22 protein-coding genes and 3 pseudogenes are annotated in these 26,854 nt (G+C 49.8%); 3 read left to right on the top strand and 22 right to left on the bottom strand.

Features of this window, described 5'->3' with window-relative positions:
• Positions 1-150: 150 nt before the first annotated feature.
• The 6 genes from EBB54_RS26240 to EBB54_RS26215 form a co-directional block, all read right to left on the bottom strand.
• Positions 151-3,099, bottom strand: coding sequence for a C39 family peptidase (locus EBB54_RS26240; RefSeq protein WP_125129625.1), 2,949 nt, complete (start codon positions 3,097-3,099; stop codon positions 151-153).
• Positions 3,100-3,389: 290 nt separating this feature from the next.
• A complete protein-coding gene (locus tag EBB54_RS26235; protein ID WP_125129624.1) occupies positions 3,390-4,454 on the bottom strand; it encodes a helix-turn-helix domain-containing protein in 1,065 nt (354 codons plus the stop codon).
• Between the two features lie 361 nt (positions 4,455-4,815).
• The gene (locus EBB54_RS26230) at positions 4,816-5,778 is read right to left on the bottom strand and encodes a DUF6179 domain-containing protein (RefSeq protein ID WP_125129623.1); all 963 of its coding nucleotides are present in this window, start codon (positions 5,776-5,778) and stop codon (positions 4,816-4,818) included.
• 13 nt (positions 5,779-5,791) lie between these two features.
• Positions 5,792-6,322, bottom strand: a complete 531-nt coding sequence (locus EBB54_RS26225; RefSeq protein WP_125129622.1) for a DUF6323 family protein — start codon at positions 6,320-6,322, stop codon at positions 5,792-5,794.
• A 207-nt stretch (positions 6,323-6,529) separates the two neighbouring features.
• A complete protein-coding gene (locus tag EBB54_RS26220; protein ID WP_125129621.1) occupies positions 6,530-9,166 on the bottom strand; it encodes a sensor histidine kinase in 2,637 nt (878 codons plus the stop codon).
• 19 nt (positions 9,167-9,185) lie between these two features.
• Positions 9,186-9,890: a response regulator transcription factor gene (locus EBB54_RS26215; protein WP_004079920.1), complete on the bottom strand. Its 705-nt coding sequence runs from the start codon at positions 9,888-9,890 to the stop codon at positions 9,186-9,188.
• Positions 9,891-10,203: 313 nt separating this feature from the next.
• On the opposite strand from EBB54_RS26215, the gene EBB54_RS26210 reads away from it, so the two are divergent.
• The 3 genes from EBB54_RS26210 to EBB54_RS26200 all read left to right on the top strand — a co-directional run bounded on the left by EBB54_RS26210 (position 10,204) and on the right by EBB54_RS26200 (position 13,268).
• Complete coding sequence (locus tag EBB54_RS26210) at positions 10,204-10,749, top strand: Uma2 family endonuclease (RefSeq protein ID WP_125129620.1); 546 nt, start codon at positions 10,204-10,206, stop codon at positions 10,747-10,749.
• 249 nt (positions 10,750-10,998) lie between these two features.
• A complete protein-coding gene (locus tag EBB54_RS26205; protein ID WP_125129619.1) occupies positions 10,999-11,976 on the top strand; it encodes a LysM peptidoglycan-binding domain-containing protein in 978 nt (325 codons plus the stop codon).
• A gap of 338 nt (positions 11,977-12,314) precedes the next feature.
• Complete coding sequence (locus EBB54_RS26200) at positions 12,315-13,268, top strand: class B sortase (protein ID WP_125129618.1); 954 nt, start codon at positions 12,315-12,317, stop codon at positions 13,266-13,268.
• A gap of 289 nt (positions 13,269-13,557) precedes the next feature.
• Here EBB54_RS26200 and EBB54_RS26195 read toward each other — a convergent pair whose 3' ends face one another.
• The 16 genes and pseudogenes from EBB54_RS26195 to EBB54_RS26125 form a co-directional block, all read right to left on the bottom strand.
• Entirely contained in the window at positions 13,558-13,743 is a 186-nt protein-coding gene (locus EBB54_RS26195; RefSeq protein ID WP_125129617.1) for a DUF6440 family protein, read from the bottom strand.
• 121 nt (positions 13,744-13,864) lie between these two features.
• Positions 13,865-14,602: a LytR/AlgR family response regulator transcription factor gene (locus tag EBB54_RS26190; protein WP_125129616.1), complete on the bottom strand. Its 738-nt coding sequence runs from the start codon at positions 14,600-14,602 to the stop codon at positions 13,865-13,867.
• Complete coding sequence (locus tag EBB54_RS26185) at positions 14,599-15,939, bottom strand: sensor histidine kinase (protein WP_125129615.1); 1,341 nt, start codon at positions 15,937-15,939, stop codon at positions 14,599-14,601. Before EBB54_RS26185 ends, EBB54_RS26190 begins: the two co-directional genes overlap by 4 nt.
• A 143-nt stretch (positions 15,940-16,082) precedes the next feature.
• The gene (locus EBB54_RS26180) at positions 16,083-17,012 is read right to left on the bottom strand and encodes an alpha/beta fold hydrolase (protein ID WP_004079904.1); all 930 of its coding nucleotides are present in this window, start codon (positions 17,010-17,012) and stop codon (positions 16,083-16,085) included.
• 36 nt (positions 17,013-17,048) lie between these two features.
• Positions 17,049-18,419 (bottom strand): citrate/2-methylcitrate synthase, encoded by a 1,371-nt coding sequence (locus EBB54_RS26175; RefSeq protein ID WP_004079903.1) that lies wholly within the window; start codon positions 18,417-18,419, stop codon positions 17,049-17,051.
• Positions 18,420-18,538: 119 nt separating this feature from the next.
• Positions 18,539-21,916, bottom strand: a complete 3,378-nt coding sequence (locus EBB54_RS26170) for a DEAD/DEAH box helicase family protein (RefSeq protein WP_125129614.1) — start codon at positions 21,914-21,916, stop codon at positions 18,539-18,541.
• Complete coding sequence (locus tag EBB54_RS26165) at positions 21,892-22,185, bottom strand: hypothetical protein (protein WP_243127820.1); 294 nt, start codon at positions 22,183-22,185, stop codon at positions 21,892-21,894. Before EBB54_RS26165 ends, EBB54_RS26170 begins: the two co-directional genes overlap by 25 nt.
• Positions 22,186-22,260: 75 nt before the next feature.
• A pseudogene (locus EBB54_RS32390) lies at positions 22,261-22,441 on the bottom strand (hypothetical protein); the annotation flags it as partial.
• A pseudogene (locus EBB54_RS32385) lies at positions 22,440-22,556 on the bottom strand (DUF3990 domain-containing protein); the annotation flags it as partial. The pseudogenes EBB54_RS32390 and EBB54_RS32385, both read right to left, overlap by 2 nt.
• A gap of 83 nt (positions 22,557-22,639) precedes the next feature.
• Positions 22,640-23,761 (bottom strand): restriction endonuclease subunit S, encoded by a 1,122-nt coding sequence (locus EBB54_RS26150; protein WP_125129612.1) that lies wholly within the window; start codon positions 23,759-23,761, stop codon positions 22,640-22,642.
• A gap of 25 nt (positions 23,762-23,786) precedes the next feature.
• Positions 23,787-24,068, bottom strand: a complete 282-nt coding sequence (locus EBB54_RS26145) for a DUF2442 domain-containing protein (RefSeq protein WP_125131058.1) — start codon at positions 24,066-24,068, stop codon at positions 23,787-23,789.
• Positions 24,061-24,231: pseudogene (locus EBB54_RS32575) on the bottom strand (HepT-like ribonuclease domain-containing protein); the annotation flags it as partial. The gene EBB54_RS26145 and the pseudogene EBB54_RS32575, both read right to left, overlap by 8 nt.
• Positions 24,232-24,243: 12 nt before the next feature.
• Complete coding sequence (locus EBB54_RS31475; protein ID WP_243127819.1) at positions 24,244-24,447, bottom strand: HepT-like ribonuclease domain-containing protein; 204 nt, start codon at positions 24,445-24,447, stop codon at positions 24,244-24,246.
• The gene (locus EBB54_RS26135) at positions 24,437-24,718 is read right to left on the bottom strand and encodes a nucleotidyltransferase family protein (protein WP_125129611.1); all 282 of its coding nucleotides are present in this window, start codon (positions 24,716-24,718) and stop codon (positions 24,437-24,439) included. Before EBB54_RS26135 ends, EBB54_RS31475 begins: the two co-directional genes overlap by 11 nt.
• An 87-nt stretch (positions 24,719-24,805) precedes the next feature.
• On the bottom strand, positions 24,806-26,275 hold the full coding sequence (locus tag EBB54_RS26130; protein WP_125129610.1) for a type I restriction-modification system subunit M: 1,470 nt from the start codon (positions 26,273-26,275) through the stop codon (positions 24,806-24,808).
• A gap of 25 nt (positions 26,276-26,300) precedes the next feature.
• A complete protein-coding gene (locus EBB54_RS26125) occupies positions 26,301-26,843 on the bottom strand; it encodes a GNAT family N-acetyltransferase (protein WP_125129609.1) in 543 nt (180 codons plus the stop codon).
• Between the last annotated feature and the right edge of the window lie 11 nt (positions 26,844-26,854).

Genomic DNA, 26,854 nt, shown 5'->3' with positions numbered 1-26,854 from the left:
TAACGACCACACAAAAAAAAGCTGCCGACGGCAGCTTTTTTTGTGCATATATGGTATAACCCCAGCCGGCGGCAGCCCTTTTTCTATAGGGCGGTATAGCAAAAGGGGACAGACGACCTGATCACCTGTCCCCTTTCCAAAGCATCACACTCACTTCACAAATCCGATAAACGTATTCCCGCCTCCGGCGGCAATCGCGTCCATCTGCTCCATAGGCACCGTAAGCTCCTGCCCGTTGTCCGGGTCCATGTAAGTGACTGTATTGTAATCGTACCCGGTCAGCAGGATTGCATGGCTGGGATCTGTCATGGTGATCACCGGCATCCCCTTGTTGATAATGTAGAGCACCTGGTTCAGCGTACATCCGGTCAGGTCGATTTTCTTCGCCCCGCCGCCATACTGCGCGGCATACTGCTCCATATACTGCATGCACGCCTCCGTGGAGGACTGCCCTTCCGCCTTCTGAAATGCCGCCGCCTCCGTATAGTACACCAGATCCCGGTTTCCTTTTTCCCAGATGTAGGACTGCTCCGAAGAAATCACCACGCCGGAGATCTGCTCGGCCTTCTGAATCGCATAGGCCGCCTTGTCATAGACCGCCGAGAGCTTACCGACACCGTATACATAGAACTTATCCGTCTTCACCTTGTCGTCAAAGGAAATGGTGATCGGCTGGGTTTCCATCACCTTTTTCGGCCGCAGAATCTTTGGGGAAAAGTCCTCGATCTCATCGGCAAATGTCAGACGCATCTGTTTTTCCTTAAGCACCGTGGAAAATACCTCCGCCGTCACTTTGGATTCCTTGCGCTCCTCGTTGTTGGTCACATAGTCCTGGGGAATCCCGGTATAAACGCCGTCGGTTTTTGAAAGCCGGTTCAGCGTCATAAAGCCTTTTTCTATAAGCACATCGGAAATATATACCCCGTCCTGTTTATAATTCTTTTTCACCTTATTGGAGGTATCCCGAATCTCCAGCTCATACATGGGAGAAATCGCGTCCCCCGCAATGGTCGTTCCCTGATCCTCCGTGTACAGGTATCCGCACACAAAATCATTGTATATAAAGCCCAGAGGCCGCACTGCCTCGGCGGGCGTTTCCTCCTGATCGCCCCTGCCGCCGAAGCCTGAGAAATGCCAGCCCTTGTCCGCCTTCTCATCCTCCTCGCGGGAAGCATTCACGGTGTAGGATTCGCCGTTTGCCAAGTTGAGCACCCGCACCTCCTGGGCCGTATTCAGCTCCCCGGAGGGCTGAAATGCCATCAAATGGCCGTCATCCGATACCACATACTGGCCTTCCTCCAGGTTTTCGGCCAGGATCTCCTGCTTGTCCTTTTCCAGATCAACCTGGTAGAGCACGCCGCCCGCAAGCACATACAGAAGCTGCTGCTCCTGGTTGAAATACACCATCTTTCCCAGCTCGTCTTCCGCAATGGCGAATGCTTTTGTGCTGGGGATAAACGCCTTCTCCTGAACCGCATTTTTCGCAATGTCGAAGTAATAGACGTCTACGCCCACCCGGCCTTCATGCTCGCCCCGGTTCATATATCCGTAAACCGCAAATGTGGTATTTCCGTTGTTATCCACGCTGATGATCCGGATCTGGTGCTCATCGTTCCGGCTGCGCGCGTCATAGCCTTCCATATTCGCGAAGCTGAACACCAGGGAAAGTTCGTTGGTTTTCCGGTTGTATGTCCACAGATCCCGGTCCTGGACGAAGGAAACCACCGTGCCCTTTGCATTTGCCTCGTAGGCCACCTCTGACTCGGAAAGCCCCAGCACGATCCCGTCCTTGTCCAGCACTTTCAGATCCCCGTTGAACACCTCGTTCATGGTGCGGTTGTAATCCAGCAGGTACATTTCGCCGCCGCTGCACCTGACCCGGAAAAATTCCCTCACATTGTAGGTTTCCGTTTCTTCCCGGTCCCCAACGGCAGTAACCTGGTATTTGGCCAGCAGGGACGTGTAGACCGTGTTGCTTTCCTTGATGCTCCACTCCACCTCCGTGGACACCTCCGGCGCCATGTCGCCCCAGCAGATATGGAACAGGTTGGAATGGATATTGACGGTCTGCAGGGTGGTATTGTCCGCCGTCGCATCCGGTTCCAGATACCAGCCGAGCTCCTCGTCCCCGGTAAATGTTTTTTCGTGGAAATCTTTTGCGAAATCCATGCATTCCTTCACGGACAGTTCGTCCTGCCGCTCGATTCTCGTATAGTAAAACGTCTCCTTTTCCTCATCCGAGCCGACCCGCAGCGCAACCCGCAGCACCCCTTCCTGGACGTCCTCCGGCAGGGCATTGCCCAGCTCCAGCGTGACCTGCTCCCCGGACAGGTCTTTTACCGCGTTCTGTAGATAGACGTCCTCTCCGTTCAGAGAATATACTTCATAGCGGATTCCCGCGATTTTCTGCCCGTCCGCCTCCACATACATGTCCAGCCGCCCGTTATCCGCGATGGGCGTGATGGTATCCCGCATGGCGGTAATGTCCATCTCATCCACATAGCCTTCCAGCGCATTGACCCGCTGATTCCTCACGTCAAATGCCACCCTGGGCAGGGCCGGATCGCTGAATCCCACCGTGATATCCCTGGTCCCCTGGTTTAAGATCAGGCTGCTGATCAGGATCGCCAGAACAAATACCGCGATCAGAATGCCCACCTTTTTCCACTTGTCCCGCTTCGGCTGGTCGATAAAACGCTCCTTTTTTAAGCGGGTTTTCCTGGGCTGGTCAATATACGACAGGGCCTCCTTCGCCCGTGCACTTTTCGCTTTGTCGGCGCCCGATCTATCCTGCGGCGCCTGGGATTTCTTCGACGGGACAGCCTCCTTCGGAGACTTGACGCCCTTGGATTTCTTCGGCTGGCCGGCCTCCTGCGGGGGCTTGACGCCCTTGGATTTTTTCGGCTGGTCGGCCTCCTTCGGAGACTTGACACTTTTGGATTTCTTCACTTTATCTATGTTCCGCGAGTCCTGTGAGACCCGTGTCTTCTTTGGTGCATCTATGTTCTGCGGTTTCTTTTTTATCCGCTCCTTCTTCGGTTTCTCCGGCTTTCGTTGCTCCGGCGCCAATCCCGTTTCATTTGGCTTATCTTTTTTCATGCTATATCTATCCCCTTAAAAATGTTGCCGCCTGCAAGACCGGATAGTCCCGGGATCATCCGGCCTGCCCACCGGTCTGCAAAACCTGTGCCGGCGCACGTTTCCGCCTGCTAAAGGTTTTGGGTCCACTGGTGAGCGGGACGCAATCTTCGGTTTTACAACTCCTGATCGTGCATTGCATAACTGCGTCAATGCACGTTTGATCCGCCCGGGTCTCCAGGCGTATATGGGACAAGTATAACATAGTATGGTAAAAAATACATCTAAAATTTCCAGCAGGTCCGAATCAGTTACTGTTCACACCCTACGGGTGCTCCAGTAACAGTATCCAGCATCTTTTTATACCGGGGTTCTTCCTTTAAAAAGGCAAAGCATTCATCCTCCCGGAACCCTTTTTTCAAATTTTCCTTCATCTCAGTCAAAAATTCTTCCCGTGCTTCCTTAAAAGTCATATGCGCATAGAGCGGGGCCTGGCAGACGCTTCCCATTTCTCCGACATCGGCAAGCATCTCTTCCATGATCCCGAGCACCGCCTCCGTATCTTTTTCCCTGGCTGCCAGTTCCAGGCCGCAGAATACCTCCTGATATTTCCCCATTTCAAACAGCCGGGCCAGCGCTTTCTGCTTATCCACCAGCATATGCGCACGTTCCATATCCTCCTCCCCCATCGCCAGGCCGCACAGTCCCTGGAGCACGCCGCTGAGGATCATATATTCCCCATAAAGGATCTCTTCATACACCCTGGCAGCTTCCCCGGGGCGGCCGGTCTTTTCATAGATCTGCGCCTGCTTCCACTTTCGCTCCGGGCTCTGGATCGAAAAATACTGCAGGTATTCTTCCGCTTTCTCATACTGTTCCTTCCGCATGTAAAATCCGAACAGGCAATTTGCCGCCTGATTCCGGATGCTTTCCTCCCTGCTGCCCAGCGCCCGGTTGTAGCAGTCCAGAATATACGCGTCATACTTTTCCTGATCCGCAGCCTGCTTTGTGAAACGGCAGGTGTCCAGGTATACGGCGGTCTGCCAGATGAGCTGTTCGCAATTCGGGTATTCCTCAATTTTTTTCCTGGCCCACTGAAATACGTCCTCGTAGCTTTCTTCTTTCAGTTTACGCTCCATTTCGTATATGATGTTCCCGATCTCCTGGGCCGTCAGCTCCTCCCGGAAGGACAGCAGCGTATCCACCGTAATCCCCAGCAGCCGGGCAATCGGGGCCAGCAGCATGATATCGGGAAAGGAATTGCCGTTCTCCCATTTGTTCACCGCCGGAGCGGTCACGCCGAGACGCACGGCCATCTCCTCCTGAGTCAGATTTTTGAGTTTCCTGTGTTTCCGTATCACTTCTCCTATCTGCATGATAAAGCCTCCCTGTCATTGTTTTATACGATACTTTACACTGCCCGTATGCCGTAGTCTCTCTGCGCCTTCAAAATCCGGCGCGGGAAATGCTCCAAACGTGTATTGTATCTGCATCGGCCGTTTGCTGACTCCATCATACCACGCGTCACAGGGTTTCACAATTGAACCGTATTTAAAAAATATTCATAAAACATAACCGTGAGTTATATTCCTTCGCGCCCAACTGCATGTTTCAGGTTACTGTTCACACGGCGTCGTGCACCCCGCTGCACGTCGTCCGGCCAATAAAGTAACATTTGCCATAATATCCAGCCTCTCGCCGAAGGCGACTTAAAATAGGCTGGATACTGTTACTGGATCACCCAAAGGGTGTGAACAGTAACTGTTTCAGCCTTACCGCCAGCCCGTCAATGGCTCCTGAGAGGTAATCGGCCAGATATCCGGACAATGCCCCGCCCATTCGTGCCTGTCCCTGCGCCGCCTCCTGGTCGTACTGCTGAAAAAGCACCTCCGCCGCCTCCCTCAGCCGGTCCCGGATCTCCGGTACCTCCGCCCGGGAAAACAGTTCCTGCAGCTGGACACGTTCCTCTTCCTGAAATTCCTGCTGAGACAGGGGTTTCCGAAGCAGAATGTGCATGAGGACCGAAGTAAATACGATTTCACAGAGGTTTTCCATGATTTCCTGTCTGGAATACGCGTAAAATCCGTCCCAATCCCCGTCTGTCCCTCCGGATTCCATACTCCGGCTCACCCTACGGGTATATTGCTCCAGAATTTCCACCACATAGTCCTGAGGAAATTTTTTCAAGAAGACCTGCTCCAGCCGGATGCAGTTTATAAATTCATACACCCGGTCGATGCCGGAGAGCCGGGAAATGTCCTTCAAAACCGGATAGTCCAGCGTCAATATCGTGTCCTGCGGGCAAAATACCACGTCATACCATTTGAAAAATTCGGGGAGCCCTTTTATAAAGGTGTCCTGCAGGCAGGTATTTTCATAGCAGGAAAATTCGGGCAGAATTTCGTGGTAGAGCTTCAACGCCTTCCGGGTCTTTTTTTCCACGCAGTCCGCCCCCATTTTATATGCCTGCTCCGCGGACAGCTTCTTTCCGGAAACAGCCAGTTCCCCCCGGGAACGGCCTTCGTCCCAGTCAAATGTATGCTCCTGCGGTTCCCCAAGCTCTGCCTCATGGATGCAATACAAAACGGCCCCCATCAGCTGCTCCGCCTTTTCATAGGTTACGGATGTGCTCTCATTGGCCGTATATTTTTGCGCCAGCCTGCCGACGATCGGCACCAGTTCTTCCATTTCATAATGCATAATCTACCTCCGCTTATCCGAACAGTTCACTCAACGCTTCCATATACAGGTCGTAATCCCATCTTTTCACTTCGTCGAACCGGGAGGCTTCCCCCCGTCCCCCGGAAGTCTTATACCCTCTGTAGCCTGCCCGTATGGCCTGTGAAAAAATACTCAGGCAGGTTCCCTCCAGGTAGTCCAGATCCCCAAAACAGAGGGTTTCAAACTGCTCCTTCATCAGTTGGAGAAGTTCGTCGTCTGAGATCTCGTCCTGCATCTCGTTCTTGTACAGATAAAATATTTCCTGCAGGCGGATCATGGTTTCCACATAGTTATTCTGGTCAATAAAATCCGAATCGCAAAATGTCTCGATGATCCTGGAAACGATCCCCTCACCGAACTCCACGCGCTTCTGTTCCCGCAGGGAATTGGCCCGCTCCGCCACGATCAGCTTTGCGTCCTCTTCGCTTAAGACCAGCCCGTACTTCTCCGTCATCCGATTCGTTTCCATGACCTTTGCCAACTGATTTTCCTGCTGCAGCAATACCATCCAGTTCTGTTCCATGGGCAATCCTCCTACTATATATAATACTGGCCGGATGTCGTGCAGCGAATGCACGACACCGTGTGAACAGTAACAACGTATTACTATAACACCCGGCCCGGATAGTTACCAGTCTTGAATTTTCGGCATTTTTGTGGTATTATAATAGCAGAAAAAGAGCTCTGCTTCCGCAGAGCTCTTTTGATATTTCCGTTTCATAAGGTGCGGTCACGAAACCGGCTGCACTTTTTCAAACAGGATCGTCACTTTGAACAGATCCCCGTCCAGATACAGCTCGAACTTCCCGCCCTGCATCTCCGTCAGGCTTTTCGCGATGGAGAGCCCCAGACCGCTGCCCTCGGTGCTCCGGGAGACGTCGCCCCGGATAAAGCGTTCGGTCAGCTCATCCGAAGAAAAATTCAGCGGCTGGTCGGAGACATTTTTCAGGGAAAAGCTGGTCTGGTTTCCCTCTATTTTCAGATCCGCATAGACGCGGGTTCCCGGCATGGCGTATTTTGCGGCATTATTGAAAATATTTTCCAGCACACGCCACATGCGCCGCCCGTCCACATGGACGATGACCGGTTCCTCGGGCAGGGACGCCACAACCGTAAGCTGCCTTGCCTCCATCTTTTCCGACAGTTCCCCAATGGTCTGGTTCAGCATTTCCACCAGATCCACATCCATAAATTCCAGCGTAATACTGCCGCTGCTCACCTTGGAGGCCTCCACCACGTCCTCCGTCAGCGTTTTCAGTCTCTGGGCTTTCATTTCCAGGATATCCAGATATCCCTTCACCTTCGGGTCGTCAAAATTTTCCCGTTTCAAAAGATCCACATAGTTGATGATGGAGGTCAGGGGCGTCTTGATATCGTGGGACACGTTGGTAATCAGGTCGGTTTTCAGCCGCTCGTCCCGCATACTTTTCTCCACCGCATTCTGAAGGCCGCTGCCGATATTTTCAAGATTCTTTGACATATCCTGATAATCCCCCCCCTGGAATTTTTTGACGGGAAATTTGTAGTCCAGGCTGCCTCCGGCGATCTCTTTGATCCCGTCCTTGATCTGCTGCTTCTCCAGGGCGTTCCGGATCAGGAATACTGCCGCCGCAATGTCCGCCGCCGCCATAAGAAATATAGGCAATTTATCTATGCCCCATGACGTCAAAACAGGAAACCACTGAAACACTAAAAATGCAAGATAAGCCGCCATGGTTTTCCACAGTACCCGGCGCTGACGCCAAAAAGCCAGAGCCATTCTGCCGCCTCCTGTGATCACGCCTTTGCTCCACTGGTACAGCATTCTCAGGATGCTGTCCTTCCAGAGGGTGCGGCCCTTGATCCGGCGTACCAGGGACAAATATCCCACCAGGAAACAGGTGGCCGTCAGCAAAGCATAGGCCGAGATGACAACCGTCTCTCCTGCCGTCATGGAAACTCCATAAGAATAGAAGCTTCCGTCAGCAGTATATTCTCCCACATCGAACCGGTGCCAGCCGGCACTCAGCAGCATGGTGGCAAATATCCAGGGAATCACGGCCAGCGCTGCGGACAGCTCCGTCTTCCACCGGTCGAAGGGATGCAGGTACAGTTCATTTCCTTCCTCTGCCCTGCGTCCCGCGATCACGGTCAGCCAGACCACCGCCCCAAGAAACAGAACGATGGATATGGGAAATGCTTTTGCCGCTTTATTGACATAAGGCGCATATTGCTTATAATTGTCCGATGCCCTGCGGAAAATATCATCCACCGGGTAAGACGTATCCACCGCCGCCGCTATGAGATAGTCCTCTCCAAGCACCTCCGTGTACCATTCGTCATGTGCGCTCCAATATGACACGGTTCTTCTGTCCAGATTCAGATTATCTTCACACGCGTCTGCATCCGGTTTCTGGATCATGTACCGCATATTCCCATCGCTTTTGATGGACTCGAGACTCTTTTTCACGTCTTCGTAGTTCCGAAACTCGTCATGATTTGTGTAAACCGTTTTTTTGCCCTCATTTACAAACAGATAGGTCAGGTTTGTTTTTCCGTCTTTGAAGGGGCTGGATTCATCTTTGTAATTGAGATCCGCAGAATACAGGCTGTTGATCGTATATTGCAGACAGTCATATATCTCTGTGAGCTTTCCGTTGAGCTCCGGGGTGCTGTTCACAACCGACAGGATATCCTTTGCGCCTTCAGGGGCATATTTTTCCTCAAACTGCCCTCCGTCAAAGCTCCATACCTCTGTATATATGAGTTCCCCTTCCTCGTTCCGCAGCCGGCTATTCTCTCCCATCAGAAGATAACCGTTTTCCAGCTCTTCCAAAAACAGTTCCTTCTCGTCCGTGCTGCCGTCCATGCCGTCCACACGCAGGCTGTCTTCCAACAGCAGTTTTTTCAGCTCCTTCACCGTATAGTAGTGATAGGTGCCGTCTGTTTTCTCGCAGACAACGATGCTGCTCCCTCCATTCGAAATAGCCGAAAGATATGGCTGGCCCCCATGGTTCGCCTTCCTGCCCCACTCCACCAGATCCCCCAGCCTGTAGGAGAGGCCGGACAGATCGTTGTCAGCATATCCCTCCGTCCTGGCATATTCCAGAACATCAATCAGCTTATCCGGATCATATTCCCCGTCGGTCTCCAGCAGATGGGCCGCATCCACCATATTCAGCTTCTCTGCAATCGCGGATACCATGTGTCCCTGGAAAGTATCTGTTTCCTCATAGGGTCTTCTCTCTTTTCGGAGCATATCCTCCACCGACATGGTGTCCGGAGAAGCGGCCAGCAGTACAAAGCTCAGCGCCGCAATCACCGGCGTCACCAGCGCGGTCAGTATCAGCAGTGTCTTTACAATCGGATGTCTATACCATTTCTTCATAACTCTATCATCCTTTCACTCAATGCCTTTCCAGCTTTTCTATCTTATAACCTACGCCCCACACGACTTTCAAATATCTGGGGTCTTTCGGGTTGATCTCAATCTTCTCCCGGATATGGCGGATATGTACGGCCACCGTGTTGTCTGCCCCGATGGCTTCCTCGTTCCAGATGGATTCGTAGATCTGGCCGATGGAAAATACCCTTCCCTGGTTGCGCATCAGAAGCTTTAAAATATTGTACTCGATGGGGGTCAGTTTCACCGGTTCCCCGTCCACGGTCACTTCCTTCAGGTCGTCATTCATCCGCAGGCCGCCTGTCTCATAGATGGTCTCGGATTCCTCCTTTGCCGTGCCGCCCAGCTGGGTGTACCTTCTGAGCTGCGATTTTGCCCGGGCCACCAGCTCCAACGGGTTGAACGGTTTTGTTACATAATCGTCGGCTCCCACGTTGAGCCCCAGGATCTTGTCTACGTCCTCCGACTTTGCCGACAGGATAATGATCGGGATGCTGTGCTTCTCCCGGATCTTTAATGTGGCATGGATTCCGTCCAGCCTGGGCATCATCACATCCAGGATCAGCAGATGGACGTCCTCCGTCTCCAGGATCTTCAATGCCTGCATTCCGTCGTAAGCCTTCAGGATATGATAGCCTTCCTGGGACAGATATATTTCGATTGCTTCTACGATTTCTTTGTCATCGTCACATACTAAAATATTATACATTCCTTATCACCTCCCTTGTATTATACATGATACCGGGGAAATTTTAATAACGAAGAAGGAAATTTCTTATGAAATTATTAAATTTTTTCGGTCGGAGGACAATTAATTTTTGTCAATTACATTTCTATCTATTTAAGACATTTCCACTGAAATTTCTTGCATCATTATACCTTATGTTGTAAAATCAAGACAATCAGGTAGTGTAAAGTATCGGACTGATGGGGATTGTCAAGGCATATGAAGCCGGATGCCAAAATCAGCATGAAATCTCCATAATTGATGATTCAAAGGTAGCATGAAAAGGAGTGATATTATGGCACTGCTGCAGGAAAAGATTTATACAATTGAAGATATTTATTCTCTGCCGGAGGGCCAACGGGCGGAACTGATCGACGGCCAGATTTATATGATGGCGCCGCCAAATGCAAGGCATCAGGACATTATTTTCTCATTGTCAAGAAAAATAGCTGACTATATTGATGAAAACAAAGGAACCTGTAAAATCTATCTTGCCCCTTACGCAGTGTTTTTGAATGCTGACGATAAAAACTATGTTGAACCTGATATATCTGTTATCTGTGATAAAAGTAAACTAGATGATAAGGGATGCCATGGATCTCCGGATTGGATTGTGGAAGTCGTTTCTCCATCCACACAGCGAATGGACTATTCCGTAAAACTGTTCAAATACCGTACTGCCGGGGTGCGGGAATACTGGATCGTCAATCCGGTAACAAAAACTGTTCAAACATATTCTTTTGACGGCGAAGAAGATTCCAGCCAGCTTTCTTTTATTGACGAAATACCGGTTCACATATTTAACGGCCTGACTATCAGAATATGTGATTTACTGCAATAAATGAAAACCGCCCCTGCGCCAATAGGAACGGCTTTCAGATTCATCCGGAGATGATACCTTATAACAAAGCAAAATGATTGTATCATCTTTGGTGACGGCCTGCAAAAGCCAGGTATTACAAACAAGGTCTATATCATTCTTCTTGCAATCTTTATTTTTTATAAAATAAAATGATAAATATCATGCGCAGCTCGGCTCTTTTTTCATATAATAAAATTGATAGATTTTTATTTTGAAAGAGGAGCTTCTATGAGTATAAAAGGACTTGATGTCAGTGAATTTCAAGGAAATGTGGACTGGGCACAGGTGAAAAATGCCGGATACCAGTTCGCCATGCTGCGGGCAGGGTACGGATTCCGGACGCCGGACCAGCAGTTCCAGAGAAACGCGTCCGAATGCAGCCGTGTCGGTATTCCCGCCGGCGCATACTGGTTCTGCTACGCCCTCAGCCCGGAGGACGCCAAAAAGGAGGCGGACGGATGCCTGGAAGTGATCGCTCCCTACCGCCTGGAATATCCCATCTGCTATGATATTGAGCAAGCCTCCATAACCTATGCCGAACAAAACGGCGTCACGATCACGCCCGCGCTGGCCACGCAGATTGTCAAAGCCTTCTGCAGCCGGATTCAGGAACGGGGATACTATGCAATGTACTACAGCAACCAGAATTTCCTGGAGACCTATCTTCCCCTGGAAATGACGCAGCAGTATGCACTGTGGTTCGCCCGCTACGGCAGCCGCTATGACGGCCTGGATTATGGGATCTGGCAGTATACCAGCACCGGAAGCGTCCCGGGAATCGCTGGAAATGTGGACCTGGACACCGGTTATGTAGACTACGCTTCCGTCATCCGCAAAGCCGGCCTGAACCACCTGGACAGCAAACCCACGCCCCCGCCGAAACCCACTCCGCCTTCCGCCGACTATATCACCTACGTGGTCCAGTCCGGCGACACCTTAAGCGAGATCGCAGAACGTTACGGCACCACCTACCAGACCCTGGCCTCCTTAAACCAAATCTCCGACCCCAACCTGATCCACCCCGGCCAGACCATACGAATCCCGGAAAATTCCTCCTCCGCCTCCCAATACTACACCATCCAATCCGGAGACACCCTAAGCGAGATCGCACAGCGTTTCGGAACATCCGTCAACACCCTGATGTCCCTCAACGGCATTTCCGACCCCAACCTGATCTACGCTGGAAACAAACTCCGCATCTCCTGACCCCCCTACTCAAGGCTACGCCCTAACGATTATTCCACTTCCCCAGCCGGCCCCCCAAAAAAGGCCGGCTGGAGCGCTCCCCTTTCTCCCCTCCCCTGCAGGCCCCCGGTCCCGGAAAACAGCTCAGCCGCATATAATTGTTCAAAGGAGCCTCTCAAAAAACGCCGGCACTTAACGAGGTCTTTTCGAGTTTAGTTCCGCTGCGTTTTTTGCGAAGCGAAAGCGCGGCGACGCGAACAATTATATGCGGCTGAGCGTCCCCGGCACCCACTGCAACTTTCATTTGCCTTTTCCCTCCGTTAGTGATAATATATCTCTTTAGAAAGGAGCATACAATTATGAATCAGAACAAAAAAAGACATACAAATGATAAAACTTTAATCTTGGTTCTTGTCGGCATCCTTGCAGCGGCATTTTGTGTCATCGGAATTGTGATCGGAATTGGAATGTTTAAATCCAAAGATGACAAAGTCAAAGAGCCTGTGAAAAAAGAAGCGGAGGCAGCCTCCATAAAAGTAAATGAACCCGAAGTACAGCCGGAACCGGAGCCTGTCCTGGAGACCGTACCGCGGAAAATAGATTTCCAGGGATTGTGGGCCATCAACCCAGATGCCTATGCGTTCATCGAGATTCCCGGCACCCAGGTCAATTATCCTGTCATGCAGAGTTCCACTCAGGAGGAGGACTACTACCTGAACGTCACCTTCGAGGGCGTGGCCGCGCTGCCCGGCTCCATCTACTCACGTATGGTCAACGCGAAAGATTTTACCGACCCGATCACCGTCATCTACGGGCATGACATGCTGGACGGTTCTTACTTCGGAGATCTGAAAAATTACATAGACAGGGGATTTTTTGATACATACCGTGACATGTACATTTATACGCCGGAGCGGCAGTTCGAATATAAGATCATTGCGGAGGTAGTGCATGACGATACGCTGATCTCCGCCACCCATGACCTGAAAGTGCCGGATTCCGTGCCGGCCTTTATCCAGGAGCTGCAGGGCATACCGGAGCCCCAGAACCAGTTTGCGGAGGATATGACCGTGACTCCCGAGGATCGTCTGGTCACCCTGTCCACCTGCATCGGGGACAGGCCCAACAACCGCCGCCTGATCGTGGCGAAGCTGGTCAATGAAAAGCTGATTGCAGACCAGCCTGCGGAGAATCCGGCAGACCCGGCAGCAGCAGATCCAGGAGCCGCAGCCCCGGCAGGAGCGGACCCCGCTGCGGCAGATCCGGCAGCAAATCCGGGAAATACAGGCACGCCGGAAGCTCCTCAGCCGTAAAAAAATTTCCAGCTGTGCGGTTGGATGCTCCAAGGAGCATCCAACCCACTTATCCATTCGCAAAAATCGTGCTGACGCACTCTTACGTCTGCTAACGCAGCCGCTTTTTGCTCATTAATAAGTGGGTTGCTGATTCGACAGGTCATTTTCATTGCAATAAATTGCATGAAAATGACCTATCGAATCGCAACCGCACAGCTGGAAAAATTTTAAGGATATTGAGCAATTTACGGGGCTGTCGTGAAATAGACAGCCCCTGTTTTTGTTGCGATTCAAAACTATTTTTTTCTTATTTGATGGGGGTGACAACAGGCTTTCCGTCCTGATCCATCATAACCGTCAGTCCGGTCCCCACTCTCAGATCATGGGAAGCCAACAGGTAATTCACACCAGTTTCCGTATCAACAATGATCTTTGCCACATTCATGATGCCCTGGGAGTATACTTCCACAAAACGATCTTTCCCTTTCGCCATAAGCTCACCTCCTTTTTTTGTTCTGCCGTTCGACATTGCAACTATACCACATAAAAAAAGCCCGGTGGGGCAAATTTCCTGAATGAGCAGCAAAATTTCCTAAATGGAATGAGAGGGAACCTCATCGGTCCCCTCCCAGTTTTTTACGTAGCTTTGCCTTTCCCGCACGGGAAATCAGGCACTCGCGGCCGCCGGCCCACAGCTTATTGTGTTTTAGATCTACTGCCTCGATCTTATCCGCCGCCACCAGATAGGCCCGGTGCGTACGGATAAATGAATCTCCCAACTGAGCTTCCAATTCTTTGAGACTGCCTAAAAAATCCATCCGGCTGCCGGACGTATGAAGAAAGACGTGGTGGGGCGCGGAGGCAGTTTCAAAAAAAAGAATATCCCGCATAGGGACATGGCGCACCATTTCTCCGATCCGCAGGGTGAACATTTCCGCCGGGTCCTGATGCTCCTCCAGCAGACGCGCGTGTATCTCCTCCAGGCACTGTGCCGCTGCCGGCCCAATCGGCTCCGGCCCCTTAACAATGTAGTCAAACGCCTCCAGATGATATTGGAATGTGCGCCAGGCCAGGTCTCCATAGCTGGTAATATAGACCAGCGTACCGTGAGGATCCCGCCGCCGAAGCTCACACCCCAGCCGGAAACCGTCCCATTTCTCGTCTTTTAACTCCACATCCAGAAAGTAGATGCCCCGTCTGCCGTTTTCCACCGCATCCAGCAGTTCCCGGGCACTGGCTGCGCTTTGCACCACTTTCATATCGTAGTTTTCCACAAAAATCTTCCATTCCAGGGCTTTTTGGATCTGATGGCGGACGGCGTCCTCATCGTCGCAAAGATAAATTTCGATCATAGCCTGCCCTCCACAGTCAGCTCCTGAACAAATACGCCGTTCTCCCAACTGGTTCCATGGGATGTATTGGGATAGCCCTCCAGAATCCTCTGATAGCTGGACAGGCCCAGCCCCCGGCCCGTACCCTTGGTGGACCAGCCATCGTTCCACATGTTTCCTGGTTCAATGGTATTTGTGTAGGAATTGGATACCCGAAGAAATACCCGGCCTTCCTGGGCCAGCAGCACGATCTCCACCCAGGGCTCTTCCAGATCCAGCGCGGCCTCCCAGGCATTGTCTGTCAAAATGCCCAGGCAGCGGACAAAATCCCATACATCCATGTCCACCGCTGTGACCGGATAGAGCACCTCCAGACGGCATTCCACTCCCTTCTCCCGCATAGCGGTAAGTTTGCTTAAAAGGAGGCTCCTGACTTCGGGAATCTGCAGGTTCCCGATTTGGGTGGATGCCTGGATTTTCTTTCCCAGCCGCTGGTCAAACCCGGCGTCCAGCTCGGACAGGGTATGACACAGCCCCTCCAGTTCCCCTTCCCCTGCCTGTTGGGCCAAGCCTGCCAGAAGATTTTTATAGTCGTGCCGGAATGTGCGCACCTCACGGCGTATCGCCTCCAGATCCTGCTCGTAGAGCCGCTGCTGGGCGATCACATCCTGCTGCGCCTGCATTTTCCGGGCGGCGTCAAACCGCTGAGCCAGATAGACCATCAACATTGCTGTCATGATTACCATCACCGCCACCACCACGTAGTAGAACCCCAGAAATTGGGGCTTAACGCCGAATACCATTCGGAGAAGCATCTCCATAACCACTTCCAGCGCGAACAGAAGGAAGGCTGTACGCCGAACCGCGGATTTGCTGTCCAGCAGCAGACGAAACCACCTTCCAAACTGCAGCCTGTACAGCAGCAGGACGGCGGCCGTGCTGATGCCCAGATACAGCAGCATTACCACCGCAAACGGGGTACTTTCGTCCAGTGTGTTTTCCCAGATCAATACCCTGGACAGCGTGGACTCACACACCTGGAAAATACCAGCCATACAGGTGGCGGCCAATGCCTGCCAAAACCCGAACTGCCATGCCCACCGTGCCCAGAAGGTGCACATGAGAAGAATGATAAACGAGAGGATGTAGTATTGAAACCTTCTCAATTCCGGGACAGAATACATTCCTATAACAAGCAGAATTTCAATGATCGGGAACAGGAACAAAGGCAGAAATTTTTTCAGCCGCCTCAGTACCGCCCGTTCATCTGTCACGGCAAGCAAATAAATCCCCAGTGCGAAATTCCCTGTCAAGTAGTCTAAATATCCAACGAAAAGGTTGCTGAATGAAAGCTCCATATTCTAAGTCTCTTTTCAAGTAGTTTTGCTTTTCAGTACCAATTGTATCTTCTATAATATAAGGTTTTTTCTTCTTATAGGAGACGAAGCGCCCTATAAGAAGAACAAGGGGCTTCGAAGCCCCTTGTCTTATACAGGTGTAATTACTTCACCCGCTCCTCTACCCAGTGGTACAGGTCTTCTGTTACCTGCTGCCGGTCCCGTTCGTTGAGCAGCTCATGCCGGTCGCCTGCGTACAGCCTGAGCGACACATCCCGAATCCCGGCCGCTTTATATTTCTCATAGATCTTCCGCACGCCTTTTCCAAATCCGCCCACCGGATCGTCCGTCCCGGCTGCAAACAGAATCGGCAGCGTCTTGGGGATCATGAAAACGCTCTCTTTTTTCTGCATCTTCAGCATCCCTTCCAGCAAATGGTAATATGCGTTTACCGTGAATACAAAGGAGCAAAGCGGGTCCGCCACATAAGCGTCCAGCTTATCCTGATCGCCTGTCACCCAATCCGCACGGGTGCGGGCAGGTTTGTATTTTTTGTTGAAAGAACCCGTCACCACCTGATCCACCAGCTTGCTGCGGTAATGCCAGCCCCGTATCATCGCAATGGCGCGGCACAGAAACTGCCCGAACCGCAGCGCAGCCCGAGGCTGCTCCGCCACAACGCCGATCAGCAGCGCGCCCGACAGCCCGCTGCCGTAGGTCTGGATATACTGGCGCAGAAAGACCGAACCCATGCTGTGCCCCAGCATAAAATATGGAACCTCCGGGTATTTTTTCATGGTACGCTGGCGCAGCGTGTGGATATCCGAAAGCACACAGGCATTGCCGTATTTTTCATGGAAAAACCCGTACTCTGACTTGCTCTGTATGGACTTCCCATGTCCCAGATGGTCATTTCCCACAACATAGATTCCCTGTCCGCATAAGTACTGCGCGAACTCATCATAGCGTTCGATGTACTCCACCATACCGTGGCACATCTGAAGTACCGCTTTTACTTCGCCTTCCGGCTTCCATTCGATCGTATGGATCTCCGTATTTCCATCCTTTGACGGAAAATAAAATTCGCTTTTCATGCCCCTGAATATCCCTTCCACATTGACAATAACGGATTATCTGTCCTCCAGCTTCACATAACTGCGGTACGGCGCAAGCGGCCTGTATGCCGGACGGATGATCTTGTCTACATTCGTCAGCTCCTCCAGCCGGTGCGCGCTCCAGCCTACGATACGTGCCGCCGCGAAGATCGGCGTGTACAGCGCCGGCGGCAGATCCAGCATGCTGTAGACCAGCCCGCTGTAAAAGTCTACGTTCGCATTGACGCCCTTGTACATACGGCGCTTCTCCCCGATGATCTCGGGAGCCATATGCTCCACCTTTTCATACAATGCATATTCGTCCTGATGTCCTTTTTCTCTTGCAAGCTGCTTCACAAACCGCTTGAAGATATCTGCACGGGGGTCGGAAATGGAATAGATGGCGTGTCCCATTCCATAGATGAGCCCTTTCCTGTCAAATGCCTTCTTATCCAGGAGGTCTTCCAGATACTTCCGGATCTGCTGCTCGTCCGTCCAGTCTGTCAGCGTGTTCTTCATATCTTCAAACATCTGGGTCACCTTGACATTGGCTCCGCCGTGCTTGGGCCCCTTTAAGGATGACATAGCCGCCGCGATGGTGGAGTATGTATCGGTTCCCGACGATGTGACCACGTGGGTTGTAAATGTGGAGTTGTTTCCGCCGCCGTGATCCATGTGGAGCACCAGGGCCATATCCAGTATCCTGGCTTCCAGCTTGGTATACTTTCTGTCCTCCCGAAGCATCATCAGAATATTCTCCGCAGCCGAAAGCGCCGGGTTCGGCGCATAGATGAACAAGTCCTCGCCCTGCCGGTAATTGTACGCATGGTATCCGTATACCATCAGCATCGGAAACTGGCTGATCAGATTCAGGCTCTGACGCAGTACGTTGGGGATGGTGGTATCATCCGCCTTGTGGTCGTAGGAATATAACTGCAGAATGCACCGGGAAATGTTGTTCATCATGTCCTGGCTGGGCGCCTTCATGATGACGTCCCGGAAAAAGTTGGGCGGGAGTCTCCTCCGCTCCGCCAGCATCACCTGGAAATCTTTTAGCTCCTGTGCACTGGGCAGCTCCCCGAACAGGAGCAGGTAAGCGGTCTCCTCAAACCCCGGATGCTTCGCATCCAAAAATCCTTTTACAATGTCTTTGATATTATATCCACGGTAGTAGAGGCTCCCTGCACAAGGCACTTCTTCCCCATTGACGACCTTTTTTGCACAGACATCGGATATGTTGGTCAGGCCGGCCAGCACACCCTTTCCGTTTAAGTCACGTAGTCCGCGCTTTACCTCGTATTTTGTATAAAGTTCCTTGTCGATCGTGTTGTTCTCTTCACACTTGCGGGCCAGCTCCTGAATCCGCGGGCTGTTTTCGAAAAAAATGTTATCAATATCCTTCCGCATGAACCTCTCCTCCTTCTCTAAATTCTCATAATATACCCCTCCATTATACTAAAAAATCGACTGTTATACAATGAAATGTATATTAAAAATTTATGAATGGTCTGTTCCTGTCCTGATGTTTATGCGGTCACTTCGGAATTTTTTCGGAAATCCTCGGCAACCTTCATGATCTCCTGGGCGACTGACAGGTCGTCCCTAAACAGCGCTGTAATGCTCCCCACGCTCCGGAACGGGTCTCTCATCAGGACCTGATTATCCTCGATATTTCCATTAACCGTAATGTAATCCATCATCAGACGCACGAAACGCATCTGGTTCAGATTTAATTTTTCTTCGCCCATGAACGCACTGAAGGCGGCGTTGACCACCTCCCGGTCCACTCCCACGATCTTCCTCACCAGCCGGCCCACCGGGGTCTCTCCGTACTCTTTTTGGTACTCCTCTTTTGTTCCCAGTTCTTCCCACAAAATCCGTTCCAGCTCCGCAAATTCCTCTGCTGTCAGGCGTTTGTTCCTGCGCAGCTTGTACACTGCCAGATGGTCTTTGTGCTCTTTCAGATAGTACTCTACTTTCTTTCTGTAATTTTTCAGATCGTGGGAAATGTAGATCGCACCGCCCTCTTTTTCTTCTATAATATGATCCTCAAAATCCGTATAATAAATCGCGGTCCGCTGTTTTTCAATAAACTTTAAAAGGCCGCGCAAAGCTTCCCGGACAAGCTCCATATCCAGAATTCCGGCATGTTCCCAAAATTCCTCCGACAGCGCGCGTTCGATCACCGACTGCTTCGCCCTGACCTGGGGAATCGTATAAAGACGGGAAAGCTGATCCGCCGTCTGCATGACAACTCCCATATTCCGGGTCATATTTTTACTTTGCAGCAGGGACAGCTCCATACTCAGCAGCAGATAATCAAACCGCCTTGCCAGCTCATCCTCGCATCCGGGCACGATCAATGGCGCGATGTGCTCTTTCAGCTCCGATACGGAAGCAGTCTCCAGATTCTGCCATGCCGATTTTTCTCGATAGGCTTCCACATAACGCAGATGCTGCCGGACGCGCCAGCTCCCGTCATTCAGCTCTGCCACCTGGCCGTTCAGTCCGTTTACCAGGTCCGCCCGGTACTGCGCATATTTCTCTTCACGCTGGAATTGCGGCGCCTGCAGCTCCCGGGCAATATGAACCTTACAGTTAAAGATCTTCTCTGCCGGGGCTTCCTGGGCTTTGGTTTCCTTTCCTTTTTTATTTGCGCGGAAATACTCAAAATTGCTGCAGAAATCAAAAATCAAAAATGCTTCTTTGTCCATTCCTGGGCCGAACAGGTCTTTACAGAGACGGGTTCCCCGGCCGATCATCTGCCAGAATTTGGAACAGCTTCTAACTTTTTTGAAAAATACCAGGTTTAAAATCTCCGGAATGTCGATCCCGGTGTCCAGCATGTCCACGGAAACCGCGATCTGCGGCAGCCTGTCCTTTGTACTGAAATCGTCGATCAGCGTGTCCGCATAAGAAATGCTGTAGTCGATCTGGCAGATAAAATCCGACCCGTACTCCGGGTAATATTTTTGAAAGCAGTCTACGATCGCTTTTGCATGGGGACTGTTTTTTGCAAATATAATTGTTTTTCCCAGCTTGTCGCCGCCCTCCACTTTCAGCCCGTTTTCCATCAGGGCGCTTAAAACCCTGCAGATGGTATCCTCGTTGAAGAGCCATTCATTGACCGCATTTTCGGAAATGTCTTTGTCGATCGTCTCGTCATCACCGAAGGTTTCCTCAAATTCCTCTTTTTCCTCCTCGGAAAGCTGGTCGTAATGGATGCCCTCCTCCATGATCTTTGTCTTATATTCCTTTGTGCTGTAATCCACCAGATACCCTTCCTCAACCGCCTGATCCAGCTCATAGGCAAAGGTGGGAACGCCCCGCTCCAGATCAAAAATACTGTATGTATTGCGGTCAATTTCCTCCTTCGGCGTGGCCGTCATCCCCAGCAGCATTCCATCAAAATACTCGAAAATATCCTGGTATTTTTTGTAAATGCTCCGGTGGCTCTCATCCACGATGATCAGGTCAAAATGCCCCGGCGTAAACAGCCGGCCGCCTTCTTTTCCCTGTGTCTCGTCAATGGCATTCATCATGGTGGGGTAGGTGGAAAATATCATCCGGCTCTGTTCCGGGTCGTCTTTGTTGTCCAGCAGGCTGCACAGCGTCAGATCCGGCAGCAGATTTCCGTAGCTTTTTTTCGCCTGCCGTACCAGGGCTTTCCGATCTGCCAGAAACAGGATATTTTTCACATAATTGTGACGGCGCAGGACATCCACCAGGCTGATGCTGACCCTGGTTTTTCCCGAACCCGTGGCCTGCACGATCAGCATCCTCCGGTGTTTTTTTCGGATGGCGTCGCAGACTGCCGCCACCGCCTCTTTCTGATAGGGGCGGTTGGTGATCTGGTCATTGATCTCTATCGTATCCAGAGGTTTCCGGCTCCTGCGGCGATCCATGTTCAACTGCAGTTCTTTTTTCGTAAAAAACCCGGAAACCCGTCTTCTGGGGTATTGGCCGTAATCGTCTGTAAACTCGATTTCAAATCCGTTTGTCGTAAAAATAAAGGGCCGCTGGTGATACTCTTTTTCCAGACAGTCCGCATATAATTTTGCCTGACGGCTGCCTGCGATTGGATCTGTGCCTGTCTTTTTCGCCTCGATTACCGCTAAAGGCAGGCCGTTGTCGCCGAACAGGACATAGTCTGCACGGCCCGTTTCCGTGGGGGTAGGCATTCCTGAAATTGTCACTTCTTCCCGGCAGTCGGTTCCGATCCTCCAGCCTGCGTCCATCAGTTCTATATCAATGTATTTTCTGCGTGTCTGTGCCTCGGTAAAGGCATCCACTTGAAATGTATTTTCGGTGGTATTTTTCTCCCGCAGTTTCGTCATCTCCACCCGCAGGGATTCATTTTCCAGGCGAATCTCTTCCAGCTTTTTATCCCTGCTGCCAAGCTTTGCGTATAACTCCTGGAGCTCCTCCGGACGGGGCTGCGTCTCCCTGCGGATTTCCGCAGAAACCGCAGATTCGAGGAGGGATTCGTCGTATACCGCGTCTTCATAGTCCTGGTATTGGGTCGAATAACAGTATTCAATCCATTTGCAAAATTCAAATAAATTGCGCAGGGACAGTATGGCATCGTCCCGTTTGATCTTCTGGTTTGTGTGCACGGCAGTGTTGCCCAGCCTGACCGTGTATTTCAGCATAGGAAAAAGACGGGGCTCCAGAATGTCCCGGAAGGTTTCTTCGTGGATCAGGGCGGACAGGTTGTCCCGGTAGGGAAGTTTCAAGCCGTCGTCGCTGACGTAGACCCAACGCACCGCCAGCTCCAGGGCCCGCCTGGAAAGGATGGCGGAGGTTGCCGGGGAAATGACCAGACTTTTTTCTGCTTCAATGGCCTGGGTGGAAAAGGAGGAAAATGCGGGGGCGGCGGTTAGGAAATCAAAATTCGTGGACATGGGGAGACCTCCTGTTCTTTTGTGGTGGAATTTATGTTATGGCAGTTTCTCAAATCTTTTGAAACTCTTTCACCATACCGCTCCTTTCTCATCCTTTTTCCTACTTCCGTTCGGGTACCATCCTCATTTTCCCGATATATGATTTGGCTTTCCCTGTCATATATAACCACTGGAACTCCTAATGCTCTGTTCTTCTCTAACTCAATTCTTACTGCCGCATTCGCACGCTTGATCACTGTCTCATCAGACATATATTCTTCTCTCTTCATATCCTGCACCTTCTTTCCTCACTGTCTATTTATTCAATAATCTCCTGCAACAAAAAATCATATTTTTTTATTACATTCTATCCAGGAATGGTATACTTCAAAAATACCTTCTATGACATCATTTACCTCAAAGGTATCTTCTATCAGCCGCTCAAACACTTCGCCAATATCCCAATAATCCGGAATAGTATATTTGAATGAAATCATCCGCTATTTTTTCAATCGGTTCGCAATGGAAAATGTCTGCGTAACGATATCGTGTCATTTGCCATTGGTCCCTCTACAATGTCGTAGATGTGAGGATGCCCTGTACGGCAGTTTGCGATAAAGTCCAGCCATTCCTCCGTCATTGTCTCGAAGCGGAGTATTTTTTAATTTTGCGATTCTGCTTTCCGACTCTGGGACAATGTGTGAACTTCCGTGGTATATCTATATTTTTTTCATAGCTATTCCTCTATCCGAAATATTTTTGCATGAGGCTGTCGAAAAGCTGTTGGGTTTCAGTGAGAGCTTTTTGGGTTGCAAATTTCGATTTGTCGATTTCCTGGACGAAGGCGGCAAAATCTGTTTGTTTAGGTATCGGTGGAAAAGGAAACTCTAAAATAGATAATTGGCCTTTACTTAAGATACCCTTTAAAGCCATATTGATAGTGCTTTGTATATATGGCTTTGACAGTTGCATGAGCCAGAAAACGTATAATGTCTCATCAGCTACTGGAACGATTGCATTAATCTGTTGATTGAATGCTACTCGCCTATCTGCCACGGCAACATTTCCAATACATCCGATACTGCCTGCTATGCAGGTCATCAATACACTACCTGCTTCAACATACCTACATTTTTCAAATCCTCGTTCAGACAGATATTCTTCTGCAGGAGTGAGGTATGTATCTGGGGTGTTGATATTATCGGATTTTATCCATTCAATAAAAGTCCCGTAATTTTCAGCATCTGCTCGTGGTGGGGTATTGCCAGTAATAATGTTACAGCGTTTTCCCAAAGGAAATTTATCCCATCTCAAGGGATTATCGGTGGGATCGCCAAACATCTCTACAAACCGTGATTTGATTAACTCATCATATTGCCTAATTTTTTCCTTTTTCAACACAAAAATTTTGTAAATCAAATCAAGCCTTTTTATGCATTCTCTTTGGTTTTCAATTGTCATATCTCTAATTAAAACTTTTCCAAGAGTAGATTTTGAAATGGCCTTAAATGTACTACCAGTTCCTTTATCTTTAAGCTCCCTATTTTTATATTTTAGTGCATAATATATATACTTCAGGTCATACTCATTTTTTGCTGTAATGCCAGCCAATCCCCTTCCTATACATGATTTCTCTACAGCAAAATTAAGTGCGCCTATTGGCGCTCTTACAGAAATCAGTAAAGTCCCCTTATCCACTACCTTTGTAGGATTATTACACCATGTTCTTGTGACTGGATGCATTTCTCCAAAATCTGCATTTCCTTGAAAAAAGGGAATACCATCTCTTTCCTGATTATATGAACCAGAATCCGGAGACTGTCCCATCTTTAAGTTGCATACCTCATCTAACCTTAAATAACTCATGATTCATCCTCACAAATCTGCATAATCACACCATTTTCTCTACAATTGCATCTAACTCATACAATGTATCTGGATCAATGTCAATACACTCAGAATTATCCCTCATACCAGATACATCCCACGCCAAAGTATCATTCATAATTGTACAAGATTTTTTAAAGAAAGTAATCTCTCTCAATGCAGCAAATACCTCTTTCCCTAATAATGGCTTTGCATCATAACATACGATTTTACCATCTTCAAAATAGACATATACCGTATATTCCTCTGTTGGAACCACTCGCACAACTTTAAGAAACCTATTCATCTTCCCTTTTATTCCCTTCTGCTCCTTCACCTGACAGTGCTGCTTCAATCTCCAATATATATACCAACTGTTTTCTCAAACTCGGAAAATCTTCCTTTACCGTGATATATACATCTTCCATTCTCAAAGTTTGATACTTATGCGCTGCAATGTCCCTCATTCCTGCTACTGCCCTTCAGGGAACTCCGGGATAACTTTTTCTAAAGTCATCTGTAACATTTTTAATCAATTCCCCAATATTAATAACCGTCATGCTAATTGCACGCTTTAATTTTTCATCAGAGGAAAATTCTTCTAATGCCGCGTCTCCTAACATTTGAAAGCCAATATCTATCTCCGAAATCACTTTCTGAAGAATAATTTTATCCCTATGCTGCATAGACTTCCACCACCTTGCCGATTTCAATCAGATCTGTCTCTCGAACAGGCCCATGTACAATATCAACTTTCAATTTTAAGATTTCTTCTAATTCCAATTTTATCTTTGAAAGCGTCAGCAATGAAATAGGAACGAAAAATTCCATAATCAGATCCACATCACTATTTTCATGATCCGTTTTTTCTGCCCTTGATCCGAACAGAAATACCTTTTTTATCGGATATTTATTTGCAATGGACAAAATCACTTTTTTTAAACTATCTATTGTCATCCGCATCCTCCTGTCAGATTTTTCATGCGGCAGCTTCCGCATTTTTCTTTTTATCAATTTTCTGAGAGTCCTTATAATACTGTCATCTCACTCCTGCTCCTCACTCAACAGCTTCCGCAATTCCGCCATCCCTTTTTGTATCTCTTCCTCCAGCTTTTCAATCCGATCCAATATCACCAGCGGCGGGTCATAATGCACCGCTTCGTACTCAATTTCCTTATACTTGTTGATCGACAGGTCGTAGTCATTTTCCTGGATCTCTGCAAGATCGACGAAGAAGCTCTGCTCTGTCCGTTTTCGGTCCGACTCTTCTTCCTGGTTATGGTATCTGCGGATGATATCCGGAATGTCGTTTTCCTGTACGGGCTGGCGTTTATCATCAAGAGAGAGTCCATCCGCTTTCATATCATAAAACCAGACTTTCTCTGTTCCGCCCGCACCTGTCTTTGTGAATACCAGAATCGCCGTAGACACGCCGGCATATGGCTTGAAAACGCCTGAGGGCATGGAGATCACAGCCTCTAACTTGTGGTTTTCTACCAATTCTTTCCGAATCTGCTTATGTGCCTTGCTGCTGCCGAACAGAACGCCGTCGGGTACAATGACCGCTGCCCGTCCTCCGCTTTTCAAAATCCGCAGAAACAGCGCGAGAAACAGTAATTCCGTCTTTTTCGTTCTGGTCACTTTCAGCAGGTCCGCAGACACGCCCTCATAATCCAGACTGCCCTTGAAGGGGGGATTTGCCAGTACCAGCGTGTATTTCTCAGAGTCCGTATTTTGTTCCGACAGGCTGTCCCGGTACTCGATCACAGGATTGTCCACCCTATGCAGGAGCATGTTCATCGCCCCGATGCGCAGCATGGTTCGGTCCATATCAAAGCCGGTAAACATTTCCCTGTGAAAATGCCGATTCAATTCCGCATCGAAAAACAATTTTTCTTCGTGTTCCCGTAAATAGGTCTGTGCCTCAACCAAAAAGCCGGCGGAGCCCATAGCCGGATCGCAGATCCGGTCTGTCGGATTCGGCCTGACCAGCTCCACCATCATCTTGATGATATGCCGCGGTGTCCGAAACTGACCGTTAGTACCTGCCGTAGCCACTTTTGACAGAAGGTATTCATACAGATCGCCCTTGCTGTCTGAGTCTCCCAGATCCAGCGCATCAATCCCGTCAATCAGTTTTGTCAGCATGGCCGGGGTAGGCACCTTGAAAATCGCGTCGCCCATATATTTGCTGTATGCGGAGTCTCCGTCCTGATGCAGACTTTTGATGAATGGAAACACACCGTTTAAAACAATGTTGTAAATCTCCTGTGCATCCCCCAGGTTTTTGAACCTGCTCCAGCGGTACTCCTGGCAGTCCGGCGGAAATATTCCCTGATATTCCAGCCCCAGAAAGCCGGCCTCATGTTCTTTCGTTGTCTCCACGTCATCCAACTGCCTGATAAAAAGAAGGTAGGTAAACTGCTCGATTACTTCCAGCGGATTTGTGATTCCGCCGGTCCAGAAAACCTCCCATATTTTATCGACTTTGTTCTTTAATTCACCTGTAATCATCTCTTGTTTTGTTCCTTTATTTTTTTCAGCGGCAAACCTGCCAAGCCGCCCGTTCCAATACGGTGACATATTCCGTACGGATATCGTCCATCAGTTCCCAATGCATATCTTTTTTCGTATGGTGGTATACAAACCCACATTTTTCCTGTGCGCGCCTGGACTTTTCATTTCCCTCAAAATACCCGCACCACAGCCTGTTCAGTTTCAAATCCTCAAAACCATGGCGTATCAATTCTGTACACGCTTCCGGAATCAGCCCCTGCCCCCAGAACGGCTCTCCTATCCAATATCCGATTTCGCCTTCGTCATCCGGAAGTTTCAGACTGCTTCGTGCGCCGATTGTAATTGCGACACATCCAATGGCCAAATGGTCTGTTTTCAGGCATACGGCATATGTCTCATTTTCGGAAAACACGGTCTTAATGATTTCCCGGCTGTTTTCAACGCTTGTGTGTACCGGCCATCCAGCCACCGGACCGACATTTGGGTTTTTGGCATATTGGTACAAATTTTCCGCGTCGCTTAAAAGCCAGGGGCGGAGTATCACCCGATGCGTGTATAATTCCATAAATGATTCCT

The sequence above is a fragment of the Schaedlerella arabinosiphila genome (assembly GCF_003885045.1).
GTDB lineage: Bacteria > Bacillota > Clostridia > Lachnospirales > Lachnospiraceae > Schaedlerella > Schaedlerella arabinosiphila.
Note: the sequence above shows the minus strand (reverse complement) of the source record. Positions and strands in the feature narration are given on the sequence as shown.

Bases quoted from the DNA above. Each gene is read 5' to 3' on its own strand.
- EBB54_RS26180 (WP_004079904.1), bottom strand. From the start codon at position 17,012: ATGAAAAGCGAATTTTATTTTCCGTCAAAGGATGGAAATACGGAGATC.
- EBB54_RS26145 (WP_125131058.1), bottom strand. From the start codon at position 24,068: ATGAATAGGTTTCTTAAAGTTGTGCGAGTGGTTCCAACAGAGGAATAT.
- EBB54_RS26170 (WP_125129614.1), bottom strand. From the start codon at position 21,916: ATGTCCACGAATTTTGATTTCCTAACCGCCGCCCCCGCATTTTCCTCC.
- EBB54_RS26205 (WP_125129619.1), top strand. From the start codon at position 10,999: ATGAGTATAAAAGGACTTGATGTCAGTGAATTTCAAGGAAATGTGGAC.
- EBB54_RS26235 (WP_125129624.1), bottom strand. From the start codon at position 4,454: ATGCAGATAGGAGAAGTGATACGGAAACACAGGAAACTCAAAAATCTG.
- EBB54_RS26215 (WP_004079920.1), bottom strand. From the start codon at position 9,890: ATGTATAATATTTTAGTATGTGACGATGACAAAGAAATCGTAGAAGCA.
- EBB54_RS31475 (WP_243127819.1), bottom strand. From the start codon at position 24,447: ATGCAGCATAGGGATAAAATTATTCTTCAGAAAGTGATTTCGGAGATA.
- EBB54_RS26200 (WP_125129618.1), top strand. From the start codon at position 12,315: ATGAATCAGAACAAAAAAAGACATACAAATGATAAAACTTTAATCTTG.
- EBB54_RS26150 (WP_125129612.1), bottom strand. From the start codon at position 23,761: ATGAGTTATTTAAGGTTAGATGAGGTATGCAACTTAAAGATGGGACAG.
- EBB54_RS26210 (WP_125129620.1), top strand. From the start codon at position 10,204: ATGGCACTGCTGCAGGAAAAGATTTATACAATTGAAGATATTTATTCT.
- EBB54_RS26190 (WP_125129616.1), bottom strand. From the start codon at position 14,602: ATGATCGAAATTTATCTTTGCGACGATGAGGACGCCGTCCGCCATCAG.
- EBB54_RS26220 (WP_125129621.1), bottom strand. From the start codon at position 9,166: ATGAAGAAATGGTATAGACATCCGATTGTAAAGACACTGCTGATACTG.
- EBB54_RS26240 (WP_125129625.1), bottom strand. From the start codon at position 3,099: ATGAAAAAAGATAAGCCAAATGAAACGGGATTGGCGCCGGAGCAACGA.
- EBB54_RS26185 (WP_125129615.1), bottom strand. From the start codon at position 15,939: ATGGAGCTTTCATTCAGCAACCTTTTCGTTGGATATTTAGACTACTTG.
- EBB54_RS26135 (WP_125129611.1), bottom strand. From the start codon at position 24,718: ATGACAATAGATAGTTTAAAAAAAGTGATTTTGTCCATTGCAAATAAA.
- EBB54_RS26230 (WP_125129623.1), bottom strand. From the start codon at position 5,778: ATGCATTATGAAATGGAAGAACTGGTGCCGATCGTCGGCAGGCTGGCG.
- EBB54_RS26125 (WP_125129609.1), bottom strand. From the start codon at position 26,843: ATGGAATTATACACGCATCGGGTGATACTCCGCCCCTGGCTTTTAAGC.
- EBB54_RS26165 (WP_243127820.1), bottom strand. From the start codon at position 22,185: ATGAAGAGAGAAGAATATATGTCTGATGAGACAGTGATCAAGCGTGCG.
- EBB54_RS26195 (WP_125129617.1), bottom strand. From the start codon at position 13,743: ATGGCGAAAGGGAAAGATCGTTTTGTGGAAGTATACTCCCAGGGCATC.
- EBB54_RS26130 (WP_125129610.1), bottom strand. From the start codon at position 26,275: ATGATTACAGGTGAATTAAAGAACAAAGTCGATAAAATATGGGAGGTT.
- EBB54_RS26225 (WP_125129622.1), bottom strand. From the start codon at position 6,322: ATGGAACAGAACTGGATGGTATTGCTGCAGCAGGAAAATCAGTTGGCA.
- EBB54_RS26175 (WP_004079903.1), bottom strand. From the start codon at position 18,419: ATGCGGAAGGATATTGATAACATTTTTTTCGAAAACAGCCCGCGGATT.